Annotated in this window: 20 protein-coding genes; 11 read left to right on the top strand and 9 right to left on the bottom strand. The window is 57.3% G+C overall.

The annotated features are described in order from the left end of the window. The first annotated feature begins 185 nt into the window (after positions 1-185). The gene (locus Q0796_RS11110) at positions 186-515 is read left to right on the top strand and encodes a DUF2956 domain-containing protein (RefSeq protein ID WP_298443009.1); all 330 of its coding nucleotides are present in this window, start codon (positions 186-188) and stop codon (positions 513-515) included. 27 nt (positions 516-542) lie between these two features. Here the strand turns inward: Q0796_RS11110 and xerC are convergent, their stop codons facing one another. From xerC to Q0796_RS11085, 5 genes are read right to left on the bottom strand one after another with little or no spacing between them, the layout of a single operon-like run. Then, positions 543-1,439 (bottom strand): tyrosine recombinase XerC, encoded by an 897-nt coding sequence (gene xerC, locus Q0796_RS11105; protein ID WP_298443006.1) that lies wholly within the window; start codon positions 1,437-1,439, stop codon positions 543-545. After that, on the bottom strand, positions 1,432-2,085 hold the full coding sequence (locus Q0796_RS11100) for a DUF484 family protein (RefSeq protein WP_298443003.1): 654 nt from the start codon (positions 2,083-2,085) through the stop codon (positions 1,432-1,434). Before Q0796_RS11100 ends, xerC begins: the two co-directional genes overlap by 8 nt. Continuing rightward, complete coding sequence (gene dapF / locus Q0796_RS11095; protein ID WP_363322314.1) at positions 2,082-2,909, bottom strand: diaminopimelate epimerase; 828 nt, start codon at positions 2,907-2,909, stop codon at positions 2,082-2,084. Before dapF ends, Q0796_RS11100 begins: the two co-directional genes overlap by 4 nt. A gap of 34 nt (positions 2,910-2,943) precedes the next feature. Continuing rightward, complete coding sequence (gene lysA / locus Q0796_RS11090) at positions 2,944-4,188, bottom strand: diaminopimelate decarboxylase (protein WP_298443000.1); 1,245 nt, start codon at positions 4,186-4,188, stop codon at positions 2,944-2,946. Between the two features lie 33 nt (positions 4,189-4,221). Continuing rightward, positions 4,222-4,368: a lipoprotein gene (locus Q0796_RS11085; protein ID WP_298442997.1), complete on the bottom strand. Its 147-nt coding sequence runs from the start codon at positions 4,366-4,368 to the stop codon at positions 4,222-4,224. 131 nt (positions 4,369-4,499) lie between these two features. Here Q0796_RS11085 and cyaY point away from each other — a divergent pair, with 131 nt between their 5' ends. Further along, positions 4,500-4,820, top strand: a complete 321-nt coding sequence (gene cyaY, locus Q0796_RS11080) for an iron donor protein CyaY (protein ID WP_298442994.1) — start codon at positions 4,500-4,502, stop codon at positions 4,818-4,820. Positions 4,821-4,843: 23 nt separating this feature from the next. Here the strand turns inward: cyaY and Q0796_RS11075 are convergent, their stop codons facing one another. Next, on the bottom strand, positions 4,844-7,159 hold the full coding sequence (locus Q0796_RS11075; protein WP_298442992.1) for a class I adenylate cyclase: 2,316 nt from the start codon (positions 7,157-7,159) through the stop codon (positions 4,844-4,846). A 225-nt stretch (positions 7,160-7,384) separates the two neighbouring features. Between Q0796_RS11075 and hemC the strand changes: the two genes are divergently transcribed. Genes hemC through Q0796_RS11055 form a run of 4 tightly spaced genes read left to right on the top strand, consistent with a single transcriptional unit; the run spans position 7,385 to position 11,499 of the window. After that, positions 7,385-8,317 carry a hydroxymethylbilane synthase gene (gene hemC / locus Q0796_RS11070; protein WP_298442989.1) on the top strand — a complete coding sequence of 311 codons (933 nt, stop codon included), beginning with the start codon at positions 7,385-7,387 and terminating at the stop codon, positions 8,315-8,317. Continuing rightward, positions 8,317-9,078: a uroporphyrinogen-III synthase gene (locus Q0796_RS11065; protein WP_298442987.1), complete on the top strand. Its 762-nt coding sequence runs from the start codon at positions 8,317-8,319 to the stop codon at positions 9,076-9,078. Before hemC ends, Q0796_RS11065 begins: the two co-directional genes overlap by 1 nt. Beyond that, the gene (locus Q0796_RS11060) at positions 9,035-10,333 is read left to right on the top strand and encodes a uroporphyrinogen-III C-methyltransferase (RefSeq protein WP_298442985.1); all 1,299 of its coding nucleotides are present in this window, start codon (positions 9,035-9,037) and stop codon (positions 10,331-10,333) included. The genes Q0796_RS11065 and Q0796_RS11060 overlap by 44 nt, the downstream gene beginning before the upstream one ends. Next, positions 10,330-11,499: a heme biosynthesis HemY N-terminal domain-containing protein gene (locus Q0796_RS11055; protein ID WP_298442983.1), complete on the top strand. Its 1,170-nt coding sequence runs from the start codon at positions 10,330-10,332 to the stop codon at positions 11,497-11,499. The genes Q0796_RS11060 and Q0796_RS11055 overlap by 4 nt, the downstream gene beginning before the upstream one ends. A 59-nt stretch (positions 11,500-11,558) precedes the next feature. On the opposite strand, the gene rarD is transcribed toward Q0796_RS11055, so the two are convergent. Both rarD and Q0796_RS11045 read right to left on the bottom strand, forming a co-directional pair. Beyond that, positions 11,559-12,476 carry an EamA family transporter RarD gene (rarD, locus tag Q0796_RS11050; protein ID WP_298442981.1) on the bottom strand — a complete coding sequence of 306 codons (918 nt, stop codon included), beginning with the start codon at positions 12,474-12,476 and terminating at the stop codon, positions 11,559-11,561. Between the two features lie 73 nt (positions 12,477-12,549). Beyond that, positions 12,550-13,011: a thioesterase family protein gene (locus tag Q0796_RS11045; protein ID WP_298442980.1), complete on the bottom strand. Its 462-nt coding sequence runs from the start codon at positions 13,009-13,011 to the stop codon at positions 12,550-12,552. A gap of 104 nt (positions 13,012-13,115) precedes the next feature. Here Q0796_RS11045 and recQ point away from each other — a divergent pair, with 104 nt between their 5' ends. Then, positions 13,116-14,948, top strand: coding sequence for a DNA helicase RecQ (gene recQ, locus Q0796_RS11040; RefSeq protein ID WP_298442978.1), 1,833 nt, complete (start codon positions 13,116-13,118; stop codon positions 14,946-14,948). Here the strand turns inward: recQ and Q0796_RS11035 are convergent. Next, on the bottom strand, positions 14,945-16,633 hold the full coding sequence (locus Q0796_RS11035) for a hypothetical protein (RefSeq protein ID WP_298442976.1): 1,689 nt from the start codon (positions 16,631-16,633) through the stop codon (positions 14,945-14,947). The two genes, recQ and Q0796_RS11035, sit on opposite strands and share 4 nt — an antisense overlap. A 379-nt stretch (positions 16,634-17,012) precedes the next feature. Here Q0796_RS11035 and leuA point away from each other — a divergent pair, with 379 nt between their 5' ends. The 4 genes from leuA to leuD are packed head-to-tail and all read left to right on the top strand — an operon-like array spanning position 17,013 to position 21,648. After that, positions 17,013-18,560: a 2-isopropylmalate synthase gene (gene leuA / locus Q0796_RS11030; protein ID WP_298442975.1), complete on the top strand. Its 1,548-nt coding sequence runs from the start codon at positions 17,013-17,015 to the stop codon at positions 18,558-18,560. After that, positions 18,557-19,633 (top strand): 3-isopropylmalate dehydrogenase, encoded by a 1,077-nt coding sequence (gene leuB / locus Q0796_RS11025; RefSeq protein WP_298442974.1) that lies wholly within the window; start codon positions 18,557-18,559, stop codon positions 19,631-19,633. The genes leuA and leuB overlap by 4 nt, the downstream gene beginning before the upstream one ends. Positions 19,634-19,649: 16 nt before the next feature. Next, a complete protein-coding gene (leuC, locus tag Q0796_RS11020; RefSeq protein ID WP_298442972.1) occupies positions 19,650-21,059 on the top strand; it encodes a 3-isopropylmalate dehydratase large subunit in 1,410 nt (469 codons plus the stop codon). Between the two features lies 1 nt (position 21,060). Then, positions 21,061-21,648, top strand: coding sequence for a 3-isopropylmalate dehydratase small subunit (gene leuD, locus Q0796_RS11015; protein ID WP_298442970.1), 588 nt, complete (start codon positions 21,061-21,063; stop codon positions 21,646-21,648). Positions 21,649-22,087: the final 439 nt, after the last annotated feature.

Raw genomic sequence — 22,087 nt, 5'->3', positions numbered from 1 at the left:
GTTGCTCAGAGCGGCTGACGATCCTGACTGTGCAAGGCAAGCAGGCCGTAAACAGGAATTTTTATTGTTGCTCTTTCGCGGGTTAACATGAGCGTATTAACCTTGATGAGTTACCATTGGCGGCGTAAACGGGCACGCGCATTGATTGGCACCGCTTGCGCATTTTAGCCTGATAGGAGTTGGCGATGGCAGTAAAAGAGACAGTCTCAGAACGGGTGCAGCAAGACGCGCAAGCGATCGCCAAGGCGACGCAGAAGCCAGGGCAAACCAAAGAGCAAACTCGCTTGATTGCCAAGGGGATCGAGAAGGGCATTGCCGAGTACAAAAAGCAGCAGAAGCTGCGAGCCCGTGCTGCAGATAAAGCCAAGAAGCAACAGCAGCGAGCCAAGGCGCGCGGCAACGATGACAGCGAAGTGCCAGTGGCAGCGGAAACGAATCAGCCCGTGGCGTGGCTGCCTTGGGGCTTGTTGGTGCTGAGCTGGGCTGGCTTTGTGGCGTACTTGTTTGGGCGTTAGTGGGGGCGAGAGCGGCGTGAGTGCCGACTAATCTTTGCTTTTTTTGGCGCGCGGGTGGGCTTGATCGTACACCGCGGCCAGATGTTGAAAATCCAGATGGGTGTAGATCTGGGTGGTGGACAGATCGGCGTGGCCCAGCAGTTCTTGCACCGCGCGCAGATCGCCACTGGCTTCCAGCATGTGGGTAGCAAAGCTGTGGCGTAATTTGTGCGGATGCACGCGGGCGCTTAGCCCCTGTTGCTGCCCCCATTGGCTTAATCTGGCTTGCACATTGCGGTGGCTAATACGCCGTCCCCGCTGGGATAAAAACAGCGCCGTTTCGCTGGCGGCATTGGCAAACTGTGGCCGTAATTGCAGATAACGGCTAAGCCAGCGGCAGGCTTCGGTGCCGACGGGCAGCAGCCGTTCTTTGTTGCCTTTGCCCAACACCCGCACCTGCTTCGCGACCAGATCCAGCCGAGGTAGATCCAACCCCACCAGTTCATCTAAGCGTAAGCCGGAGGAGTAAAACAGCTCCATCATCGCCCGATCGCGCACGGCCAGTGGGTCGTCGCTGCTGAGTTCCAGTAGATGAGTGATCTGATCCGCATCGAGGTTCTTTGGCAACGGTCGCCCTTGTTTGGGGGCGCGCACGTCGTAGCAAGGATCGTGCTGCAGCAGGTTTTGACGTTGCAGATAGGCCACCAGTTGCCGCAGGGCGGACAAACTCAGTGCCAGCGAGCGCGGCGATTGCCCTTGGCGGTGCAACTGCGCCAGCGCCGTTTGGCAATGGTTGGGCTGCAGTTGCTGCCACCGATTGATGCCCTGCTGTTGCAGCAACGGCAACAGCCGCTGTAGCTCACGTTGGTAGTTGCGCAGGGTGTGTGGCGACAGTTGCCGTTCATGGCGCAGATAGGCCAGAAACGGCGTGATGGCGCTATCCATGCTGCAAACGGTGGCGCAGCAACTGCTGCAGATTGTCGATCAGCATGGTGCCCATTTCCGGGGAAAAATGGCTGGGATCCTGTGATGCGATGGCTAACACGCCGTGCCATTGCTTGGGATCGCCAAGGCCAATCAACGCCACCGAGCCGGTTTCTATGCCCACCAAGATGCTGGCCTCTTGCGCTGGCAGGCGCCCAAGGTAGTAGCCACGGCTGTCCAGCCGCTGCTTAAGGATGGTGTCGATGCTGCTGGGGGTGAACTGCGCCTCGGCTTGGCGCTGAAACAGCTGCACGCTGGCAAAGCGAAACTGCTGCTTGAGCTTAGCCGCCAAGGTGGTGATCATCTGCTCCATATTGTCGATGGCCAGCAGTTCAAACAGCAGATCGCTGAAGAAACGATGGATCTCTTCATTGCGACGAGCCATCGACAGCAAGGCGGTGATCTCCTCTTCCAGTTCACCCACGCGTTGGCGCAACAGCTGTTGTTGGCGTTCCACCAACGACACCGCGCCGCGTTCGTTATGGGGCAACCGCAGCGCCGTGAGGGTGTGCGGAAACTGGTTAAAAAAATCGGGATGATCGAGCAGATACTGCTGCACTTGCAGGGGATCGGTCATGCTTGGCTCGGCTGGGGATTGTTGGCTCATATCTGGATCTGACCGTCGTAAACGTGGGTGGCGGGGCCGGTCATGTGCACCGGTTGACCTTCGCCTTGCCAGCGGATCAGCAAGCTGCCGCCGGGCAGATCCACTTTAACGCGATCGCTCAACAACCCCTGATGTTGGCCAATAACGGCCGCGGCGCACGCGCCAGTGCCACAGGCGCGGGTTTCACCCACGCCCCGTTCAAATACGCGCAGCTTGATGTGATCGCGGCTGAGCACCTGCATAAAGCCCACGTTTACCCCTTTGCTAAAGCGTTCGTGTTTCTCGAGCAAGGGCCCCAAAGTGGCGACGGGGGCGGTGTCGATGTCGTCGACTTGGATCAGGCAGTGGGGGTTACCCACGGAAACGGCGCCGGCCAGCACCGCTTGTTTGTCGGCTTGCAGCAGGTAGGTTTTTTCAACCTTATTGGCGCGAAACGGCAGCGAGGCGGGTTCGAAATTCGGCACCCCCATGTTAACGGTGACGCGGTCGTTCTCTTCCAATTTGAGGGTGAGGTTGCCCCCTTGGGTGGAGACCTTAATGGTGTCGTGGTGGATCAGCCCTTTCTGTTTGACAAAGCGGGCGAAACAGCGGGCACCGTTACCGCACTGTTCTACTTCGCTGCCATCGGCGTTGTAGATGCGGTAATGAAAATCGAGTTCCGGATCGTAAGGCGGCTCGACCATCAGCAGCTGGTCGAAACCAATGCCGAGGTGACGATCGGCCAAACGACGGATTGCGCCAGGAGACAGATAGAGGTTCTGTGTGACCCCATCAATCACCATGAAGTCGTTGCCGAGCCCATGCATTTTTGAAAACTGTATCAAAATTATTGCCTTACTTTTCAGTGTTGACGCTAGTTTACGGCAGAAGCGCTTCGCCTTGCCACAGTTGTTCTAGCGTCTCACGTTGGCGAATTAAAAATGTCTGCTGACCGTCCACCATTACCTCAGCCACGCGCGGGCGGCTGTTGTAATTCGAGGCCATTGCAAAGCCGTATGCGCCGCTGCTGCGTACCGCCAATAGGTCGTTGGGTTGCAGCGTCAGTTGGCGATCTTTACCAATAAAATCACCGGTTTCGCATATCGGCCCAACCACATCGTAGGCTTTGCTGGCGCCGTCTCGCGGCTGCACCGGCACGATCTGTTGGTAGGCGCTGTACAGTGCTGGCCGCAGCAGATCGTTCATGGCGGCATCCACAATGGCGAAGTCGCGTTCGTCACCGTGCTTAAGGTATTCCACCTTGGTGAGCATCACGCCGGCGTTGGCCATAATGGCGCGGCCGGGCTCCATCACCAAGGTGAGCTGTCGCCCCTGCAGGCGCTGCTTGAGTGCCACGGCGTAATCGGCGGGCAGTGGCGGTTGTTCGCCGTGGTAGTTAACCCCCAGGCCACCACCCACGTCGATATGGCGTAGGGTGATGCCCATCTGCGCTAACTGATCGACCAAGGCCAACAGCCGATCTAAGGCATCAATAAAGGGCTCTAAGCTGGTGAGCTGGCTGCCGATGTGGCAATCGGCGCCGATGATGGTGAGGTGCGGCAGTTGCTGCGCGTGTTGATACACGGCGGCGGCGCGCGCCATTGGAATGCCAAACTTATTCTGTTTTAAGCCAGTGGAGATGTAGGGGTGAGTTTGGGCGTCCACATCGGGGTTCACCCGCAACGAAATGGGCGCCTGCAGTTGCAGCTCGGCGGCCACGGCGTTGATCCGCTCCAGCTCTGGTTCCGATTCAACGTTAAAACAGTGGATCCCCAATTGCAGCGCAGTACGGATCTCTTCGCGGGTTTTGCCTACGCCGGAAAACACCACTTTGCTGGGCTCGCCACCGGCTTGCAGCACCCGCGCCAGTTCACCGCCAGAGACAATGTCGAAGCCACTGCCAAGCCGTGCCAGTACATTCAGTACCGCTAAGTTGCTGTTGGCTTTAACGGCGTAGCAGATCAGATGGGGCTGACCGGCAAGGGCGTTGGTAAAGGCGCGATAGTGGCGTTCAATGGTGGCGCGCGAGTAGACGTAACAGGGGGTGCCAAAGTCAGCGGCGATCTGCGCTAACGGCACCTGCTCGGCGTGTAACTGCTGTTGCTGATAATTGAAGTGATCCAACGTATGTCCTTATTCGCAGGGGCGCAGCCGAGACTAATTGGTTTGCTCGGTCGCCGTAGGTGCGGGCGTTACTGCAGGCGCTTGGTTATCTGCCGCTGGCTCTGGCAGATACAGGGCTCCGGTTTGACCGCAGCCGCCTAACAGCAGGGCGGTCAGAAGTAACAGAGAAAATCGACGCATGGGTTTGGCTCTGAAGGTGAAGACTAATCGGACTATCATAGCAATGGTGGGGCGGTTGTCGCTATCGCCATCGTGCATTGGTTATACTTGCCTGACTTCGTTAGGAATGCACTGAAAAAGAGAGCGAATATATGTCGATGGACAGCAGCCGTTATCACCAACTGGCGGACGCGATTTTGACCCAAATCACCGAGCGCATTGACGACGGTGAGTTGGAGCTGGATTACGAGCAAGCGGGCAACGTAGTGGACTTGGAGTGTGTGGACGGCAGCCATATTGTGGTGAACAAGCAAGAAGCGCTGAGCGAGATCTGGGTGGCGACCAAGCAGAACGGTCACCACTTTGGTTTTGATGGTGAACGCTGGTTCGATAAGCGCAACGGCGTTGAACTGTACGCTCTGCTCAATGAAGCGGTACAGCAGCAAGGTGGCGAGATCATCGACTTCAGCTGATTGCTGTGGTTAAGCCGCGCGGCTTAACGCTCTAATGGCGTCACTTGCCAGTGGCGCTGTTCATCTTGGCGCAGCCGATAGAACTGCGGCAGATCAAAACCCGGTCGCCCCGGATTGTGTTCATTGGCCCGCATTGGGGTACTGAACTGCACACTGAGCGCATCAATGGCGCTGTTTAACTCCCCTTTGGCGATCGGTTTCGATTGCAGCTGATTGTCGCCATCCAGCAGATGCAGCAGCACCTGTTCGCTGTTCTCCTCTACAAACACCTGCAACAAGCCACTGCGAGCGTGGGCGCGAATGGCGCTGGGCACGGTCTGTTCGCTGATTTGGCGCCGCTGCAACGATTTAAGCAGTTGCGGTGCCTCATCAAAGCGGTGCCAGCGCAGTTGCCGTTTGGCCACCACAATGCCGTAGCGATCGGCGCCAATATCAATAAACCATGGGGACTCGGTTGGCAGTTGCCGCTGAATTTGGGCGGTGCGGATCAGCTCCGTAAGGGCGGTTTTGATGTTGCGGCACTGGTGCTTAGCGCAGCAGATCACCTCAACATTCAGGTTGTGGCTGATGCCACTGAACAGCTGGTTAAGCAGCTGCAGCGGCGCTTCGTCACCACGATAACTGAAGCAGTGGCGCTCGCCCCAGCTGTTGTAGGTGATCAGGTGCAGATCCCCCACCATCGATTTGGCCGGTTGCCCCAACGACAGCGGATTGCGATGACGATGGTGACGCCACTGACTGGCCTGTGGGTGCAGCTTGGTTGGATCCAGATCCAAGTTGGCCACCACCACGGCGCTGCGGTAATGCCACGGTTGGCCCAGATCGGTAAAGCGGGTTTCGACCGAGGGCTGCAGCTGCGCTAACCGCTGGCCGATGTCGCTTAAGCGTTTGCTGAACCAAAATTGGTTGTCTTTGTGGCAGCTGATCTGGCAATCGGGGCCGATCAGGCCATTGGCGGCGGCCCACAACACGCAGTTAAGGCGGCTGGGGTTTTGATACAACGGGCTTTCGCCGAACAGCTGTTGACCTTGGGGCGGTTGGCGATACAGATACCAGCCTGGGGCGAGTTCGGGGTTGGTTTGCACCGCCACCAACGTCAGCGACGGTTCGCGCAGATCGTCACTCCAAAGGCGATTCAGCTTAGGGATCTTATTGGGGTTGGATTCAAACTGCGCCGCTAACTTGCGGGTCAGTACGGTTAACTCTTCCAGCCGCAGTTGCTTGGGCAAGCTCAGGTGGTTGGCCATGTGTGCCAAGCGTTGATAGCTGGCCAGCATGGAGTGATCCAAGCGTTCGTTGAACCAATGCAATTGGCCCGCATGCCAGTGGCGGGCGTGATCCAAGTGCTGCAACAGTTGGCGGGTATAGCGCCATTGGCTGGTGCAGTCGCGCAGGTAAGCGTAACGCCAATCTTGCTGGCTTAGTGGATCGCTTAGGGCTAAGCCGCATTTAAGGTAAAAACAGCGCTGCACTAGTGTCAGCCGCCGTTTGTCGCCCAATCGCAGCAGGTAGGCTTCGATCCGCTGATACATCATGCGGTAATGATCAAGCTCGGGCAGCGCTTGGCCGGCTTTCAGCCGCACCCACATCTCGTCACGCAGAATGCGCAGATCCGGGTAGTCGGCCACGTAGCTTTCCAGCAGCAGGATTTTCAGCAGCGCCTTGTGGGGCCGATCCAAGCCTTTAAACAGATGCCACAACACCCCACCAAAGATCTCCGCCGCGGGCAGGTGGCGCAATTCACCTAGGCTCAGCAGTTCGGGGTGATCCTGCGGCGCGTGGGGCCACCAAGCTAACGGTTTACCGGCCAGGTGGATCTGGCTGCGGTAGCACTCTTCCAGCAACAACCACGATTGGGCGCTGCCGCTGTGTTCTTTGCTGAATTTGCCGCGCTGGCCACAACTGAGCCAATCGGGGCTGAGCAGGAACAGGTGCAGTTCGATGCCATGCTCTAGATAAAACTCACTGAGGCGTTGGCACTTGCGTTCGAGCGCTTGCAGGGTGGGTTCGTTAAAGCCATCGGGGTACACCAGCCAGCAATCAAAGTCGGATTCGGGGTTTTGCCCGACGCTGCCGCTGCTGCCCATGGTGTAGAGCCCCAATAATGGGCCGGTTTCGGCGCCGATGCAGGGCTGAGTGGCGGTGGTCAGCGGCGGCTTCACAAAGCCAAAGGGGGCGCCATAGACAAATCCGGGTTGGCCCGGTTGATTGCTGTGCAGCAACCACGGCAGCCAACTCAGCAGGGCTGCTTTTTCTGGGCCGAGCTGCGCCAGCGTACAACGCAGGCGGCTGGCGTTCAGTTTGGCGCTGAGGGCGATGTCGGTGGCGTGATCGGACAAAAACGGCAGATCTCAAAACAGCAAAAGTGTGATCAGCTTAACACTTTGGTCGCGATAGGGAAAAATGTGATCTGCCTCGACCTTTGGGCACCGAGGCATGAGTCCCTTTGTTATTGTGTTGTGTCTTCACCTTTTTCCGAATCCACATCGGTGGCAACATAAGCGGTCTCGACCTACTCATTATATCGCTAGACCGGTTCGGTCTTTAGCCAAGGAATTACCGCAATGGCGCGTACAGAAATTCGCATCGCAACTCGTAAAAGCCCACTGGCACTGTGGCAAGCTGAATTCGTAAAAGCCGAGCTGGAACAGGCTCACCCTGGTTTAACCGTAACGCTGCTGCCGATGTCCACCAAAGGCGACATCATTTTGGATACCCCACTGGCCAAAGTGGGTGGCAAAGGCTTGTTCGTGAAAGAGCTGGAAGTGGCCATGCTTGAAGGCCGTGCGGATATCGCCGTGCATTCCATGAAAGACGTTCCGGTCGAGTTCCCAGAAGGCTTGGGGCTGACCGTGATCTGCGAACGCGAAGATCCTCGTGATGCGTTTGTGTCTAACCACTACAGCACCATTGAATCGCTGCCACAGGGTGCGGTTGTGGGGTCTTCGTCGTTGCGCCGTCAGTGCCAGTTGCGTGCCATGCGTCCGGATCTGGAGATTCGCGATCTGCGCGGCAACGTGGGCACCCGCTTGGGCAAGCTGGATAACGGCGATTACGACGCCATCATCTTGGCTGCTGCAGGTCTGAAGCGACTGGAGCTGAGCGAGCGCATTGCGTCGTTCATTGAACCGGAGCAATCGCTGCCAGCCAATGGCCAAGGCGCGGTGGGCATTGAGTGTCGTTTAGACGATGCCGAGCTGGTTGAGCTGCTGAAGGTGATGGAACACACCCCAACCCGTAATCGCGTTGTCGCCGAACGTGCCATGAACACCGCGCTGGAAGGCGGCTGTCAGGTGCCAATCGGGGCTTACGCCGTGATTGAAGGCGACGACATGTGGCTGCGTGGCTTGGTGGGTGATCCAGATGGGTCGAAAGTGTTAACCGACGACGTTCGTGGCAAAGCCGACGACGCCGAAGCGCTGGGCTTGCAACTGGCCGACAAACTGCGCGGTCAAGGCGCTGCCGAGATCCTAGCAAAGGTATACGGTAGCCGTTAATGCAGCTGCTACTGACCCGACCCGCCGGCCGCAATGAAGCGCTGGCGAGTCGTTTGCAGCAGCTGGGCCATGGCACCACCATCGCACCGATGGTGGTGATTGAGCCTTTGCCCTGCGATCCCCCCACGCCGCTGCAGCACGCTGACGCGGCGTTTTTTGTGTCTAAAACCGCGGTGCAATTGGCGGATAAGCAGCTGCAAGGACGTTGGCCACCGATCCCCTGCTTTGCGGTTGGGGCGGCCACGGCGGCGGCATTAGCCGCTTGTGGTGCCACGGTTTATACTCCAGCGTCTGGGGCAGAAACCAGCGAAGGGGTATTAGCGCTGCCGCAATGGCAAGCCATAACCAACGGCAATGTCGTTATTGTACGTGGCGAGGGCGGGCGGACATTAGTCGCAGATTCTCTGCGCCAACAAGGACATAATGTCTGCTCATGGGTGCTATATCGTCGGTGTTATCCCGCTTTTACGGATCAGCAGTTGCAAGGCTGGCAACAAGATGGGGTTAACGCCATACTGGCAACCAGCGGCGAAATTCTAGAAAACTTCTTTCAACAGGTGCCGATCACTGCACATTCTTGGCTGCGTCAACAACACTGGCTGGTGCCGGTGCAACGGTTGGCGACATTGGCGCGACAACACGGTTGTCGGCGAGTCAGTGTGACAGAAGGTGCTGGAGATGACGCCATCATTGGCATGATAGGAACACTGGATTTATATGGAGCAGACCCCAAAGGACCCGAAGCGTCCGACTCAAACTAGCCCAACTTCTAAGGGCCGTTCTTCGCGGCAACGTAAGCGCAACCCACAACGCGCTGCAACCCCCGCCGAGCCGACCGCTTCGACAGAGACGGCCAGCGCCGCTTCTGCTGATGCAGCCACTTTAGCGTCTACCCCTAAAGCGACTGCAACCCCCTCTTCGACCCCACCCCCTGCAGCACCAAGTCAAGCCGCAAGCCCAGCCCCAGCTGAGCCCGCCCCTGCGCCGGTGCAAAAACAGGGTGGCGGTGCCGCCATGACCGTATCGCTCTTGGCGTTGATCATCGGCTTAGGCTCGCTGGGCTTCAGCGGCTGGATGTGGCAACAAGGCCAGCTGCAGCGCGAAGATAATGCGGCCTTAACCAGCACCGTAACCAACCTGGATTCGCAGCTGTCGAAGTTGGACGGTCGCGTGCAATCCGGTTTAGGCCAACTGCAGCAAACCCAGCAAAGCAACGCCACCAAAATGGGCCAAGTGGAAGCGAGTGTGCAGGAAGCCAAAGCGCAGGTGATTGCCGAGCAACAGCGGCTCCGCAACGCCAAACCACAGGATTGGTTGTTGGCGGAAGCCAGCTACATGGTGCAGATGGCCGAGCGTAAGCTGGTGCTAGAGCAAGACAGCAGCACCGCCCTTACCCTGCTGCAAGACGCCGACAGCCGTTTGGCGTTACTGGCCAGCCCCGAGCTAAAACCGGTACGCCAAGCGCTGCAAAACGACATGGCCAAGGTGCAAAGCTTGCCACGGGTGGATCGCGATGGCATTGGCATGGCGATGGAAGCCTTGGTGCAAGAGCTGGATGCCCTGCCGCTGAACCGGGTTGAGTTGCCAGAGGTCACCGCCGCGCCCCAAAGCAATGAAGTGTCCACCGAGCTCAGCGATTGGAAAGCCAACTTGGTGCACAGCTGGCATGCGTTAATGGAAGATTTCATCACCATTCGTCGTCGCCAAGATCAGGTGCAACCGCTGTTGGCTCCGGCGCAAGAGTGGTATCTGCGTGAACATCTGCGCGGCAAGTTACTGCAGGCGCAATTGGCGCTGTATCACGGCGATCAAGCGGCGATGGCGCAGGCGCTGAAAACCGCTCAAGGTTGGGTGCGAGACTACTTCAACTTAGAGTCTGCCCAAGTGGAATCGGCTTTAGCGCGCATGGCCAAATGGCAGCAAACCAAGATGCCGAAAGTGAAATCGATTCAGTTTGAATCGCTGCCAGGGCTGAAACAAGCCAGCGACAATAAGCTGCTGCAGGAGGCGCCATGATCCGTTTGCTGATCTATGCACTGCTGGTGATCATCGGCTTAATTGCTGGGCCGCAGTTGGTGGCCTACAAAGGCTACGTGATGATCTCCATCGCCGATTACACCGTGGAAACCTCGGTTGTGGCGTTAGCGATCATCGGCTTGGTGTTGTTTGGGGCGTTGCAAGTGGCGGAATGGCTGCTGATCAAAACCATCAACGTCACTGGCGCAACGTTGTTGCTGCCCAAGCGTTGGGGCCAGAAGCGCGCCAAGCAACACACCATGAACGGCTTTTTGGCTTTGGCCGAGCAAGATTGGGTTAAAGCGGAAAAAGCGATGGCCAAAGGCGCCAAAGCGGGCGAAGTGCCAATGATTAACTTCTTGGCCGCCGCCCGTGCTGCCCATCATCGTGGCGACCGCGATGCTTGGCAGAGCTACCTGACCCAAGCGGAGCAGCAAGCCGAAGCGGCGACCACAGCCCAAATCACTCGTGCCCGCTACTTGATGGACGATGGCGAGCTAAGCCAAGCTCGGGCCCAATACGATGCGCTAGACAGCAGCACCCAGGCGAAGCCCGCCGTGCGCCGTTTAGCGTTGGCGTTGTTCCGCAAGCAACAGGATTGGGATGCGCTGGCGCAATTGATCCCATCGGTGAGCAAAGACAAATCGCTGCCAGCCGATGTGTTGGTGCAGCTGCCGATTGAGGTCGAGCAAGCGCGCTTTGCGCTGTGCGACACCCTCGATGGCTTAACCAATCGCTGGGATGCGCTGCCGCGCAACCAGAAGAAACTGGCTGAGCTGCAAGCGGCTTACGGCAAAGGTTTGATCCGCTTAGGCGCAACGGAAAAAGCCCGCAGCCTCATGCTGGATAAGCTGTCCAAATCGCAACCGCAACCGCAGTTGCTGGCGGTGTTGTTGCTGGCGGCAACGGGGGCAGAGGAAGAGATCGCCAATATCCTTGGCCGTAAGTACAAAGACAGCCAAGATCCGGCGCTGCTGGATTGCTACGGCGCCTTAGCTGAGCAGCGCAAGAGCTTGGATACGGCGTTAGTGCATCGCCAACAAGCACTGGATGGCGAGGCCACGGTGGCGCGCTTACAAAGCTTAATTAACTTGCAAGAGCAGTTAGGTAAGCAAGAAGCGGCACTGGGTAACTACCGCCGTATGTTGGCGCTGATGCAGAGCTAAGCGACTGCAGCGTAACGAGTTAAAAAGGGGCCGAAGGGCCCCTTTTTTGATGACGCCTGTTAAGGCGTTAACCCGCGCCCAGAGCGGTTGGCTTTGCGTTTAGTGTGTGCTTTTTGTAGCCCTTCGATGCTCATTAACACCAAGGCGGCCCAGATGCAGCCAAAGGTGACGATCTGTTCTGGCTTAAAGGATTCATTAAACAGCGTCAGTGCCATGATCAGCATTAAGCTTGGGCCGATGTATTGCAGCATCCCCAGCAGGTAAAACGGAATGCGAATGGCGGCGGCGCTAAAGGCCAGCAGCGGCAAGGTGGTGACGATCCCGGCGGCCAGCAACAGCGCATTGATCGTAAGGCTGTTGTGGGCCAGATTGGCACTGGGGCTGTCGAGCAGCAGCCAGTACAGCAGCGCAAAGGGCAACAGAAGCGCCGTTTCAACCAGCAAACCGGTGGTGGCTTGCAGCTTGATCTGCTTGCGGATCAAGCCGTAGATCCCAAAAGTTGAGGCCAAGAACAGCGACAGATAAGGCACAGATCCGTATTGAAACAGCTGATATAAAACGCCAATGGCCGCCAGTGCTACGGCGATCAGGCTAAAGCGCCCCGGCCGTTCTTTTAACAGCAACATGCCCAGCGCCACGTTAAACAACGGGTTGATGTAGTAACCCAAGCTGGCGTCGATCACGTGGTTGTTGGTGACCGCCCAGATAAACACCAGCCAATTACTGGCGATTAAGGTGGCGGTGATGAACAACAACCCCAGTTTTTTAGGCTGGCGCAGCAGTGCCTGCACTTGACCCCACTGACGCTGCGCTAACACCAGCCCCAGCACCAACAAAAACGACCAGATCACCCGATGCATTAGGATTTCATCTGCGGGCACCGTTTTAACGGCGGCAAAATAGATGGGGGCAATGCCCCACATAACGTACGCGGCGATGGCGTACAGGGTGCCGCGTTGCAGCTGTTGCTCTGGCATGATGACCACTCAAAAACAAAATGGGCTGCATTATGCCATTGCGTCGGGGCTAGCGGCTGAATATTTTTTAGGCTTAGCCGACCAAATAGGTGCAGGTGCCAAAGGCGATGTGCTCGCCATCTTCGTTGTGCAGTTCACTGCGGATCACCGCCACTTTATTGCCGGTACGGATCACTTGGCCGGTGGCGATAAATCGGTTCCCCCGACCGGGGCGGAGGTAATCGACCCGCATGTCGATGGTGCCAAGGTTGCTTAAGCGGGTGGCCAGCTCGGCGGCGGACAGTTCGGGGTGATTGTTGATGATGCCAGCGAGGGCGGTCATGCCAGCGGCACCATCCAGCAATGTCGCGGTAACGCCGCCGTGGAGGATCTGATGATGGGGGTTACCCATCAATTCGGGGCGCATATCGATGGCCAGCTCGACCCGATCCAGACTGTAATGTTGCAGCTGCAATTGCAGCATTTTATGAAAGGCGATCTTCTCTAAGAAGATGTTGGCTGCCATTGCCAAGATCTGCTCTGATTGTGCGGCCATGATTCCTATCCTTTTGAATTTAAGCGCCAATTTTACAAGGCAGACAAGTAACGACTGCTCCAGTAAAATAGCGCCCTTATTGCCCAACGCCAACTGAATAATCGATGACCGCTGCTTGCCTTGATGCTCAAACTGAATCCAGCTCTGCCGACCGTGCTGCCACCTTGCTGCAGCAGATCTACGGTTACCGTGATTTTCGCCCTGGCCAGCGAGACGTTATCGAGCGGGCTCTGGCGGGGCAAGACAGTTTGGTGATCATGCCCACCGGTGGCGGCAAGAGTTTGTGTTACCAGTTGCCCGCGCTGATGCTGCCGGGATTGACCATTGTGATCTCGCCGTTGATCTCGTTGATGAAGGATCAGGTGGATGCGCTGCGGCAAAGTGGGGTCGCGGCAGCGGCGCTGAACTCTAGCCTTGATCGGGAGCAGGTAAGTCAACTGTTTGCCGCCATTCACCAAGGTGAGATCAAGCTGCTGTATGTCTCGCCAGAGCGATTGATGGGGCTGCGGCAGAGTCTGAGCCAGTGGCCACTGTCGATGGTGGCGGTGGATGAAGCGCACTGCATCAGTCAGTGGGGCCATGATTTTCGGCCTGAGTACGCGCAGATGGGCTGGATCAAGCAGCAGTTCCCTGCGGTCCCAGTGATGGCGTTAACCGCCACGGCTGACGAGGCCACCCGCCACGACATCGTCGAGCGACTGAGCTTAGTGACTCCGCATCGGCACCTGTCCAGTTTTGACCGCCCCAATATTCGCTACACCGTGGTGGAGAAGCTGCGACCGTTGGCGCAGCTGCAAGAGTACCTGCGTCAGCAAAAAGGCAACGCCGGGATCATCTACTGTGGCAGCCGCCGCAGAGTGGATGAAGTGGCGGAGAAGCTGCGCAAAAATGGCCATGCAGCGGCCGCCTATCACGCGGGCATGAGTGCCGATGAGCGCGCGCACACCCAAGAGTCATTCTTACGTGAACGTGTTGACATTGTGGTGGCAACGGTGGCGTTTGGGATGGGTATTAACAAATCAAACGTACGTTTTGTGGTGCACTGGGATCTGCCTAAATCGATTGAAAGCTACTATCAGGAAACCGGCCGTGCGGGCCGTGATGGCTTAGAGTCGGAAGCGTTAATGCTGTTCGATCCCGGCGACATTGCGCGAGTGCGGCACCTGCTGGATCAGGCGGAAAATGGCGCCAATCCGGTCGACGTGCACAAGCTGAATGCGATGGCGGCCTTTGCCGAGGCGCAGATCTGTCGCCGCCAAGTGCTGCTGAACTACTTTAATGAACCCAGCCACGAACCTTGCGGCAACTGCGATATCTGTACCGATCCACCGCAGCAATACGACGGCAGCCAAGACGCGCAAAAAGCGCTGTCTTGCGTGTATCGAGTGGGTCAGCGCTTTGGGGTTGGCCACGTGATTGAGGTATTGCGCGGCAGCAATTCGCAGCCGGTGCAGGATCGCGGCCACCACAAACTGTCGACCTGGGGCATTGGGAAAGACAAAAGCCACGAACATTGGCTGTCGGTGATCCGTCAGTTGATCCATCACGGCTTACTGACCCAAGACATTACCCGTCATTCGGTGCTGCTGCTGACGGCGGCGGCGCGTTCGGTGCTGAAGGGCGAGCGTGCGCTGCAACTGGCGCAACCGCGCTTGGCGTTGACCAAGAGCAGTGGCCGTAAGAGCCGCGCGTTGCCACAGCAGTACGATCGCAAGCTGTTTGCCAAGCTGAAGAATTTACGTCGCACCCTGGCGGATGAAGCGGGGGTGCCACCTTACGTGGTGTTTAACGACGCGACCTTAGCTGAGATGGCAGCAGAGATGCCGACCCAGCCGTTTGAGTTGCTGGGGATCAATGGCGTTGGCGAGCGGAAGTTAGAGCGTTTTGGCGCGCCGTTCTTACAGTTGATCAGCGATTACGCCGACAGCGCGGACTAAGCCGATAAAGGCTGCGGGCGGTTCCGCGCGATGTGGCTGGTAAGGTTGCACTCCAGCCGCAGCAAGATGCTGCTGACGTCGTCAAAGTTATGCAGACGCGCTTTGCCAATCTGGTAGCGATCCACGTGTACCGCCCCCAGTTGTTTCGGCAAGCTATCAAAACGCCAATTGAGCTCGGCATCACTGGCCCAGGGCAACAGTAAGAGGAAATCCTGAGGGTTCAGTTGCAAGCAACTGTCTTGGGGGCGCAGATCTTTGCTGAGCTGGCGACTGATCTGATCCACATCAAGCTGTTCGCCTTGTAACCGCAGCAACACCATCGGCATCGAATCACCGGCATCCTTGGCTTGCTGGATCGCCTCGGCCATCAACGCTTCTGGCTGGCGAACTGGCACCGGTTGCAGCTGCTCTGAACGACGGACAATCTGCCGCCACAGGATGAAAAACAGCAATAATATCGTTAATGCAATGCCATAACTTTGCCACAGCAGCAGCGACTGCTGCCCTTGATAGTGGGCTTCGGCGGTAATCGCCAAACGCTGCCGATGTTTATCCATCTGCTCACCCAACTCTTGTTGTTGTTTCAGTAGGGCGGTGCGTTGTTCGCCAGACATCAGTTCGTCATTCAGTTCGGTGTACCGTTTTAAGGCCTGATACGCCTGCTGATATTGTTGCTGATCCGCGAGGTACTTTGCGTTCCAAAGCTCAACATTAGCGACGCGATCCATCCTGTTCAGCTTTTGGTAAATATCTTGCCCGCGCTGCACATCAAGCCAACCGCCTTGATCGCCTTGATTGACTCGGATCCGGCCTCGTTGGATATAGGAGTTGCCTAAACCAAACTCATTGGGGCTGTTGGCAAAGGCGGCGATCGCGAGCTCAATATGCTCTAGGGCTTTATCTCGATTGCCGTTACTGCGCGCGAAGCGGGTGAAAAACATCTGTACGTAGCCTTCATCGGCTGCGGCAAATTGCGGCCGCGTTTCTGGCAATTTATCGAGTTGCTCGCCCGCCTCTTCGATCATGTCTAAATTATTCAAAAAGTTGGCGTAATTAAAGCGCAGAAACCATTCCATGGCCGAGCCTGGGCGGACTAAATCAAGCGCGAGTTGGTATGACTCTAATGTGCGAGCGCTATTGCCCAGTTTGTAAAATAAGCGAGCCATACCGTAGTGCATCAGTGGCGCATTAAAGGTAATAAGCGTCGAGTTGGGGTGGCGCTCATACACCTTCATGGCGTTGGAAAAGCTCTTTAAGCTTCGACTGTCGTCGCTGATATTGGTTTGCGCTAAGCCAAGGCGCAACCAGATCAGGGCTTCTAGGTTGGGATCTGGCCAAGCTGGGGTGTCGCTGAGCAGCGAACTTAGGGTTTCGGCCTCTGAGGTGAACTCATGTGCGGCGGAGTAGTGAGCGGCCTGACAGATGCCGATGGCAATGCGGCTAAGAGGCGAGCTGTTCTCTAAGGCGATAAGCTCTTGCAGCTGCAGTTCCGTATTTTGACTGTCACTTTGGATGCCGGCGATATCGCAGCGCAGCATGTGCCAACGCCGTTGCCACTGTGGGCTGGCACTGGGGTAGTGGCTCTGCTTTAACCGTTCTAGAGGGGGAAGGGCACTGCTATCAAACTCACTGCTGAGTAACGCGATCTCATCAAGGGGATCGGTTGCACTTGCCGCTGCCGACACAGTGAAAAGTAAGCCCAAAAGTAGAGCAAGCAGCCAGTGATGCACAGTTACAATCCTTGTAAACCGAGGGGATTCACGCTGAGGCTATCGACACTGTTAAAGCTTAGCAAGTTTCAATGCGGGAATTGCTATTTCGTTGGTAAAGCGAACAAAAACTGATTGACAAAGCAGCAGTTGCTCGTAACTATAAATTCACAAAATGCAGTTTCATTTTAACCGGACCCGATCGTAATGATGTTGAACACCCGCACTCTACTAAGCCTACTACCGCCAGGACGCTGCGTGGGGTGAGGCTGTGGGTTGACGACAACGACTCGAGCAAACACAAAACCCGCGCACTGCGCGGGTTTTTTTATGGCTTTAAAAGATGGAGAGAGACATGACGGATCAAGTGATATTGCTAGACACCACCTTGCGCGATGGCGAGCAGGCACTTGCGGCCAGTCTGTCTGCCAGTGCCAAGCTGCAAATCGCGGTGGCGTTAGAGCGACTGGGGATCGACATCATTGAGGCGGGATTTCCGGTGTCGTCGCCGGGGGATTTTGAATCGGTGCGGCAAATCGCCGCCGCGGTTAAGCACAGCCGCATCTGCGCCTTAGCTCGGGCGGTGCCCGGCGACATTGATGCCGCTGCCCAGGCGCTCAATATTGCTGAACAGTTTCGTATCCATACTTTTATCTCCACCTCGAGCATCCATGTAGAGAGCAAGCTTAAGCGCAGCTTCGAGCAGGTGTTGCAGATGGCCACCGGAGCCATTAAGCACGCGCGTAACTACACCGATGATGTGGAGTTCTCCTGTGAAGATGCGGGTCGCACGCCGATCGATAACTTGTGCCGAATGGTGGAAGCGGCGATCCACGCGGGCGCCTCCACCATCAACATTCCCGACACCGTTGGCTACACCACCCCCACCGAGTTTGGTGGCATCATCACCAGCCTGTATCAGCGGGTGCCCAATATTGATAAGGCGGTGATCTCGGTCCATTGCCACGACGATTTAGGGCTGTCCGTGGCGAATTCGATGGCGGCCATTGAAGCGGGGGCGCGGCAGATTGAGGGCACCATTAACGGCATCGGCGAACGGGCCGGCAACGCCGCGCTGGAAGAGATCATCATGATCCTCAAAACCCGCGCCGATCACTTTGGGGTTCGCTGCCGGGCTGATGCCACCGAGTTGTATCGCACCTCAACCCAAGTGAGCCAGCTGTGCAACATGCCGGTGCCAGCCAATAAAGCGATTGTTGGCGGCAACGCCTTTAGCCACAGCTCTGGCATTCACCAAGATGGGGTCCTGAAGTCGCAAAACACCTACGAGATCATGACCCCAGAATCCGTTGGTGTGCCGCGCACCACCTTAAACATGACCTCGCGCTCGGGCCGGCATGTGATCAAGCATCGGATGGCAGAGCTGGGCTATCAAACCGCAGACTTTGATCTGGACACGCTCTATCAGCGCTTCTTGCAGCTGGCGGACAAAAAGGGGCAGGTGTTTGATTACGATCTGGAAGCGTTGCTGTTTATGCAAAATCAGCAAACTGAAAACCACTACCAGCTGCGACAGTTGAACGTGCAGGCGGGCAGCAACCACTTTGCCACCGGCTCGGTGGAGTTGAAAATTGGTGAGCAGATCGTCACCGAAGCCGCCACGGGCAATGGCCCTGTTGATTCGGTTTATCGTGCCATTGAACGCGCCACTGGCCAGCAGTTGCAGATCAACAGCTTTGATATTGGTGCCAAAGGCGGGGGGCACGATGCCCTTGGCCAAGTGGACATCACCGCCCAGTTTAACGGCCGCACCTTTCATGGCATGGGGCTGTCGACCGACATCATTGAAGCGTCAGCAGAGGCTCTGTTGTACGTCCATAACTTGATCTGGCGGCAACAACGGATCGACCAACACAAGCAGCAAAGTAAGGAAGCAGTATGAAGCAACGGATAGCGGTACTGGCTGGCGACGGCATCGGCCCAGAAGTGATGGCCGAAGCCATTAAGGTGGTCAACGCCATCGCTGATAAGCAGCACATTGGATTGGAATGGCAATCATATTTGGTCGGCGGCGCCGCCATTGATGCCTGTGGTGAACCGCTGCCGGCGGCCACCTTAGCCGGCTGTGAACAGGCCGATGCGATCCTCTTTGGTTCGGTTGGTGGGCCGAAATGGGAAGGCTTACCCGCCGATCAGCAGCCAGAGCGAGGCTCGCTGCTGCCGCTGCGCCGCCACTTCGAACTGTTCTGTAATTTGCGCCCAGCTAAGATCCACGCGGGGCTAGAGCCGCTGTCGCCGCTGCGAGCCGACATTGCCGCGAAAGGCATGGATCTGTTGGTGGTGCGCGAGCTAACCGGGGATGTGTATTTCGGCCAACCTCGCGGCCGCGATGGCACAGGGGCAGAGCAGGTGGGGTTTGACACCATGCGCTACAGCCGCGCTGAGATCCGCCGCATTGCCCGTTTGGCGTTTGAAGCTGCCCGCGGTCGGCGGGGTAAGTTGTGCTCGGTGGATAAAGCCAATGTGCTGCAAACCTCGATGCTGTGGCGGGAAGAGGTTAATGCCATCGCCGCAGATTACCCGCAGGTTGAGTTAGAACACATTTACGTGGATAACGCCGCCATGCAGCTGCTGCGCCGGGCCAGCGAATTTGATGTGCTGCTGTGCCCCAACCTGTTTGGCGACATCCTGTCGGACGAAGCGGCGATGATCACCGGCTCGATGGGGTTATTGCCTTCGGCCAGCATCAACGCCGCGGGCTTTGGCATGTACGAACCGGCCGGCGGCAGCGCCCCGGACATTGCCGGCCAAGGGATCGCCAACCCCGTGGCGCAGATCCTCTCCGCCAGCTTGATGTTGCGCCACAGCCTTGGCCACAGCGCCGCTGCAGATGCGATTGATCACGCCGTCAGCCAAGCCCTCAACGATGGCTGTTTAACCCAAGAATTGATGCCAGCGGATCAAGCTGGCTTGTCTACGGCGGCGATGGGCGATGCCATCGTGGCGCGCTTGTAAATTAAGGAAGATCACCATGGCATTTACTCTGTACGACAAAATTTGGGCCAGTCATCAAATCGAAGTGGCAGCGGCGCAAACGCCGCTGCTGTATATCGACAGGCACTTGGTGCATGAAGTCACCTCGCCGCAAGCCTTTGCTGGTTTGCGCCACGCGGGGCGAACTGTGGCGCGACCAGAGCGCACCACGGCCACCATGGATCACAACACCTCCACCACCACCGCGTCGATTGAGGCGCTGCCAGCGCTGGCACGAACTCAGGTGGAAACCCTGCAACGTAACTGCGCTGAATTTGGGATAGAGCTGTTTGATATCCACCACCAAAACCAAGGCATTGTGCATGTGATTGGGCCAGAGCTGGGGTTAACACTGCCCGGCAGCACCATTGTGTGTGGCGATTCCCATACCGCCACCCACGGTGCTTTTGGTGCGCTTGCGTTTGGTATTGGCACCAGCGAAGTGGAACACGTGTTGGCCACTCAAACCCTGCGCCAACGCAAAGCCAAAACCATGAAGATAGAAGTGAATGGCCAGCTGGGCTTTGGGGTGAGTGCCAAGGATATGGTGCTGGCGATCATTGGGGCGGTTGGCCACGGTGGTGGCACCGGCTATGTGGTTGAGTTCTGCGGCAGCGCCATCCGTGCGCTGAGCATGGAAGGGCGGATGACGGTGTGCAACATGGCCATCGAATTAGGCGCCAAAGCGGGGCTTATCGCCCCAGATCAAACCACCATCGATTACCTGCAGGGCAAACCATACGCGCCGAGCGGCGCAGCGTGGCAGCAGGCTTGCCATGATTGGGCACAGTTACACAGCGATGCCAACGCCCAATTTGATGCCACGGTGCAGTTAGACGCCAGTAGCATCGCCCCGCAGATCAGCTGGGGCACCAACCCTGGGCAAGTGGTGGCGGTGGATCAGCCCTTGCCGGATCCGGCCAAGATCAGCGATTTAATCAGCCAAAGTGCGGCGACCAAAGCACTGACCTATATGGATCTGCAGCCGCAGCAGCGGATGGCCGACGTGGCCGTAGATGTGGTGTTCATTGGTTCGTGCACCAATTCCCGCATTGAAGATCTGCGCGCCGCCGCCGCCATCGCAAAAGGGCGCAGTGTGGCCCCCCAGGTGCAGGCCATTGTGGTGCCGGGATCGCAACGGGTGAAGCGGCAAGCGGAACAAGAGGGGCTGGATAAGGTGTTTACCGCCGCCGGTTTTGAGTGGCGCTTGCCGGGGTGCTCCATGTGCTTAGGCATGAATGAAGATCGCTTGGGCGCCACACAGCGCAGCGCATCCACCTCCAATCGTAATTTTGAAGGGCGACAGGGGCGGGGCAGCCGCACCCACTTGGTCAGCCCAGCAATGGCAGCCGCGGCCGCGGTAACCGGCCACTTTGTTGATGTTCGTACTTTGCAGGAGTGCCATTAAGATGCAGCCTTTTACTTGCCATCGCGGCATTGCCGCGCCGTTGTTGCACGCCAACATCGATACCGATCAGCTGATCCCGAAACAGTTCTTAGCCAAAGTGAGCCGCGATGGTTTCGGTGTGCACCTGTTTCACGATTGGCGCTACCTTGATGAGGCTGGGCAGCAGCCCGATCCTAACTTTGTGTTGAACCAAGCGCCGTACCAGCAAGCCAGCATCTTGCTGGCCGGGGTTAATTTTGGCTGTGGCTCCAGCCGTGAGCATGCGCCGTGGGCGTTGGCGGATTTTGGCTTTAAGGTGGTGATCGCCGCCAGCTTTGCCGACATCTTCTACCAAAACGCGCTGAATAATGGCTTGTTGCCGGTGGTGTTGCCTTCGGCCGACATCGACGCGCTGGTGGCAACGGCCGCTCCGATTCTTGTTGATCTGCAGCAACGGGTGGTGGTGGATGATCAAGATCGGCGTTACCCCTTTGAGCTGGATGCGGCGGCGCGGCATAACCTGCTTCATGGCTTGGACCCCATCGGCGAAACCCTGGCGTTACAGGCGCAGATCCGCGCCTTTGAAGCGCAGCAGCCGATCTGGCGTTGAACTGGCCCCGTTGAGGTGATCTGAGGTGCCGCACGGGGCCGCTGACTGACGTCATCGCGGCCGATTTGCTGTTACCTAGTCGGCAGCACCCCATTACCGTTCGCTGCAGCCGTTACCGTCGCTGCAGCGTGATCCCGCCATCCAACGACAACAATCGCAGCGTCAATAAGTTCAGTCACTCGCGGTTGTTGTCGGCTTTTCGCCGCAAGATATTGCAGTTTTGCCGATAATAAGCCCAATCTTCTCTGTAAAAAGCCCAAATTAGAGTATTTGCTCTTATTTTCGGCGTACTGCTGTGCGGCCAATTGTGAAGTTTTTACTCTATTCCCATCGGCAAAACGGGGGGAACCGGCTAGAGAAAGTGTGATCTAAGGCAGATTTGGGTGAACTGAGTTAGGGGGATTGTAACTGGATGGCAACCTTCTAAGATCGTCGGCAA

Origin of the sequence: uncultured Ferrimonas sp., assembly GCF_947489035.1 — a bacterium.
In the GTDB taxonomy this organism is placed as follows: domain Bacteria; phylum Pseudomonadota; class Gammaproteobacteria; order Enterobacterales; family Shewanellaceae; genus Ferrimonas.
This window is presented reverse-complemented; position numbering and strand designations above follow the sequence as displayed.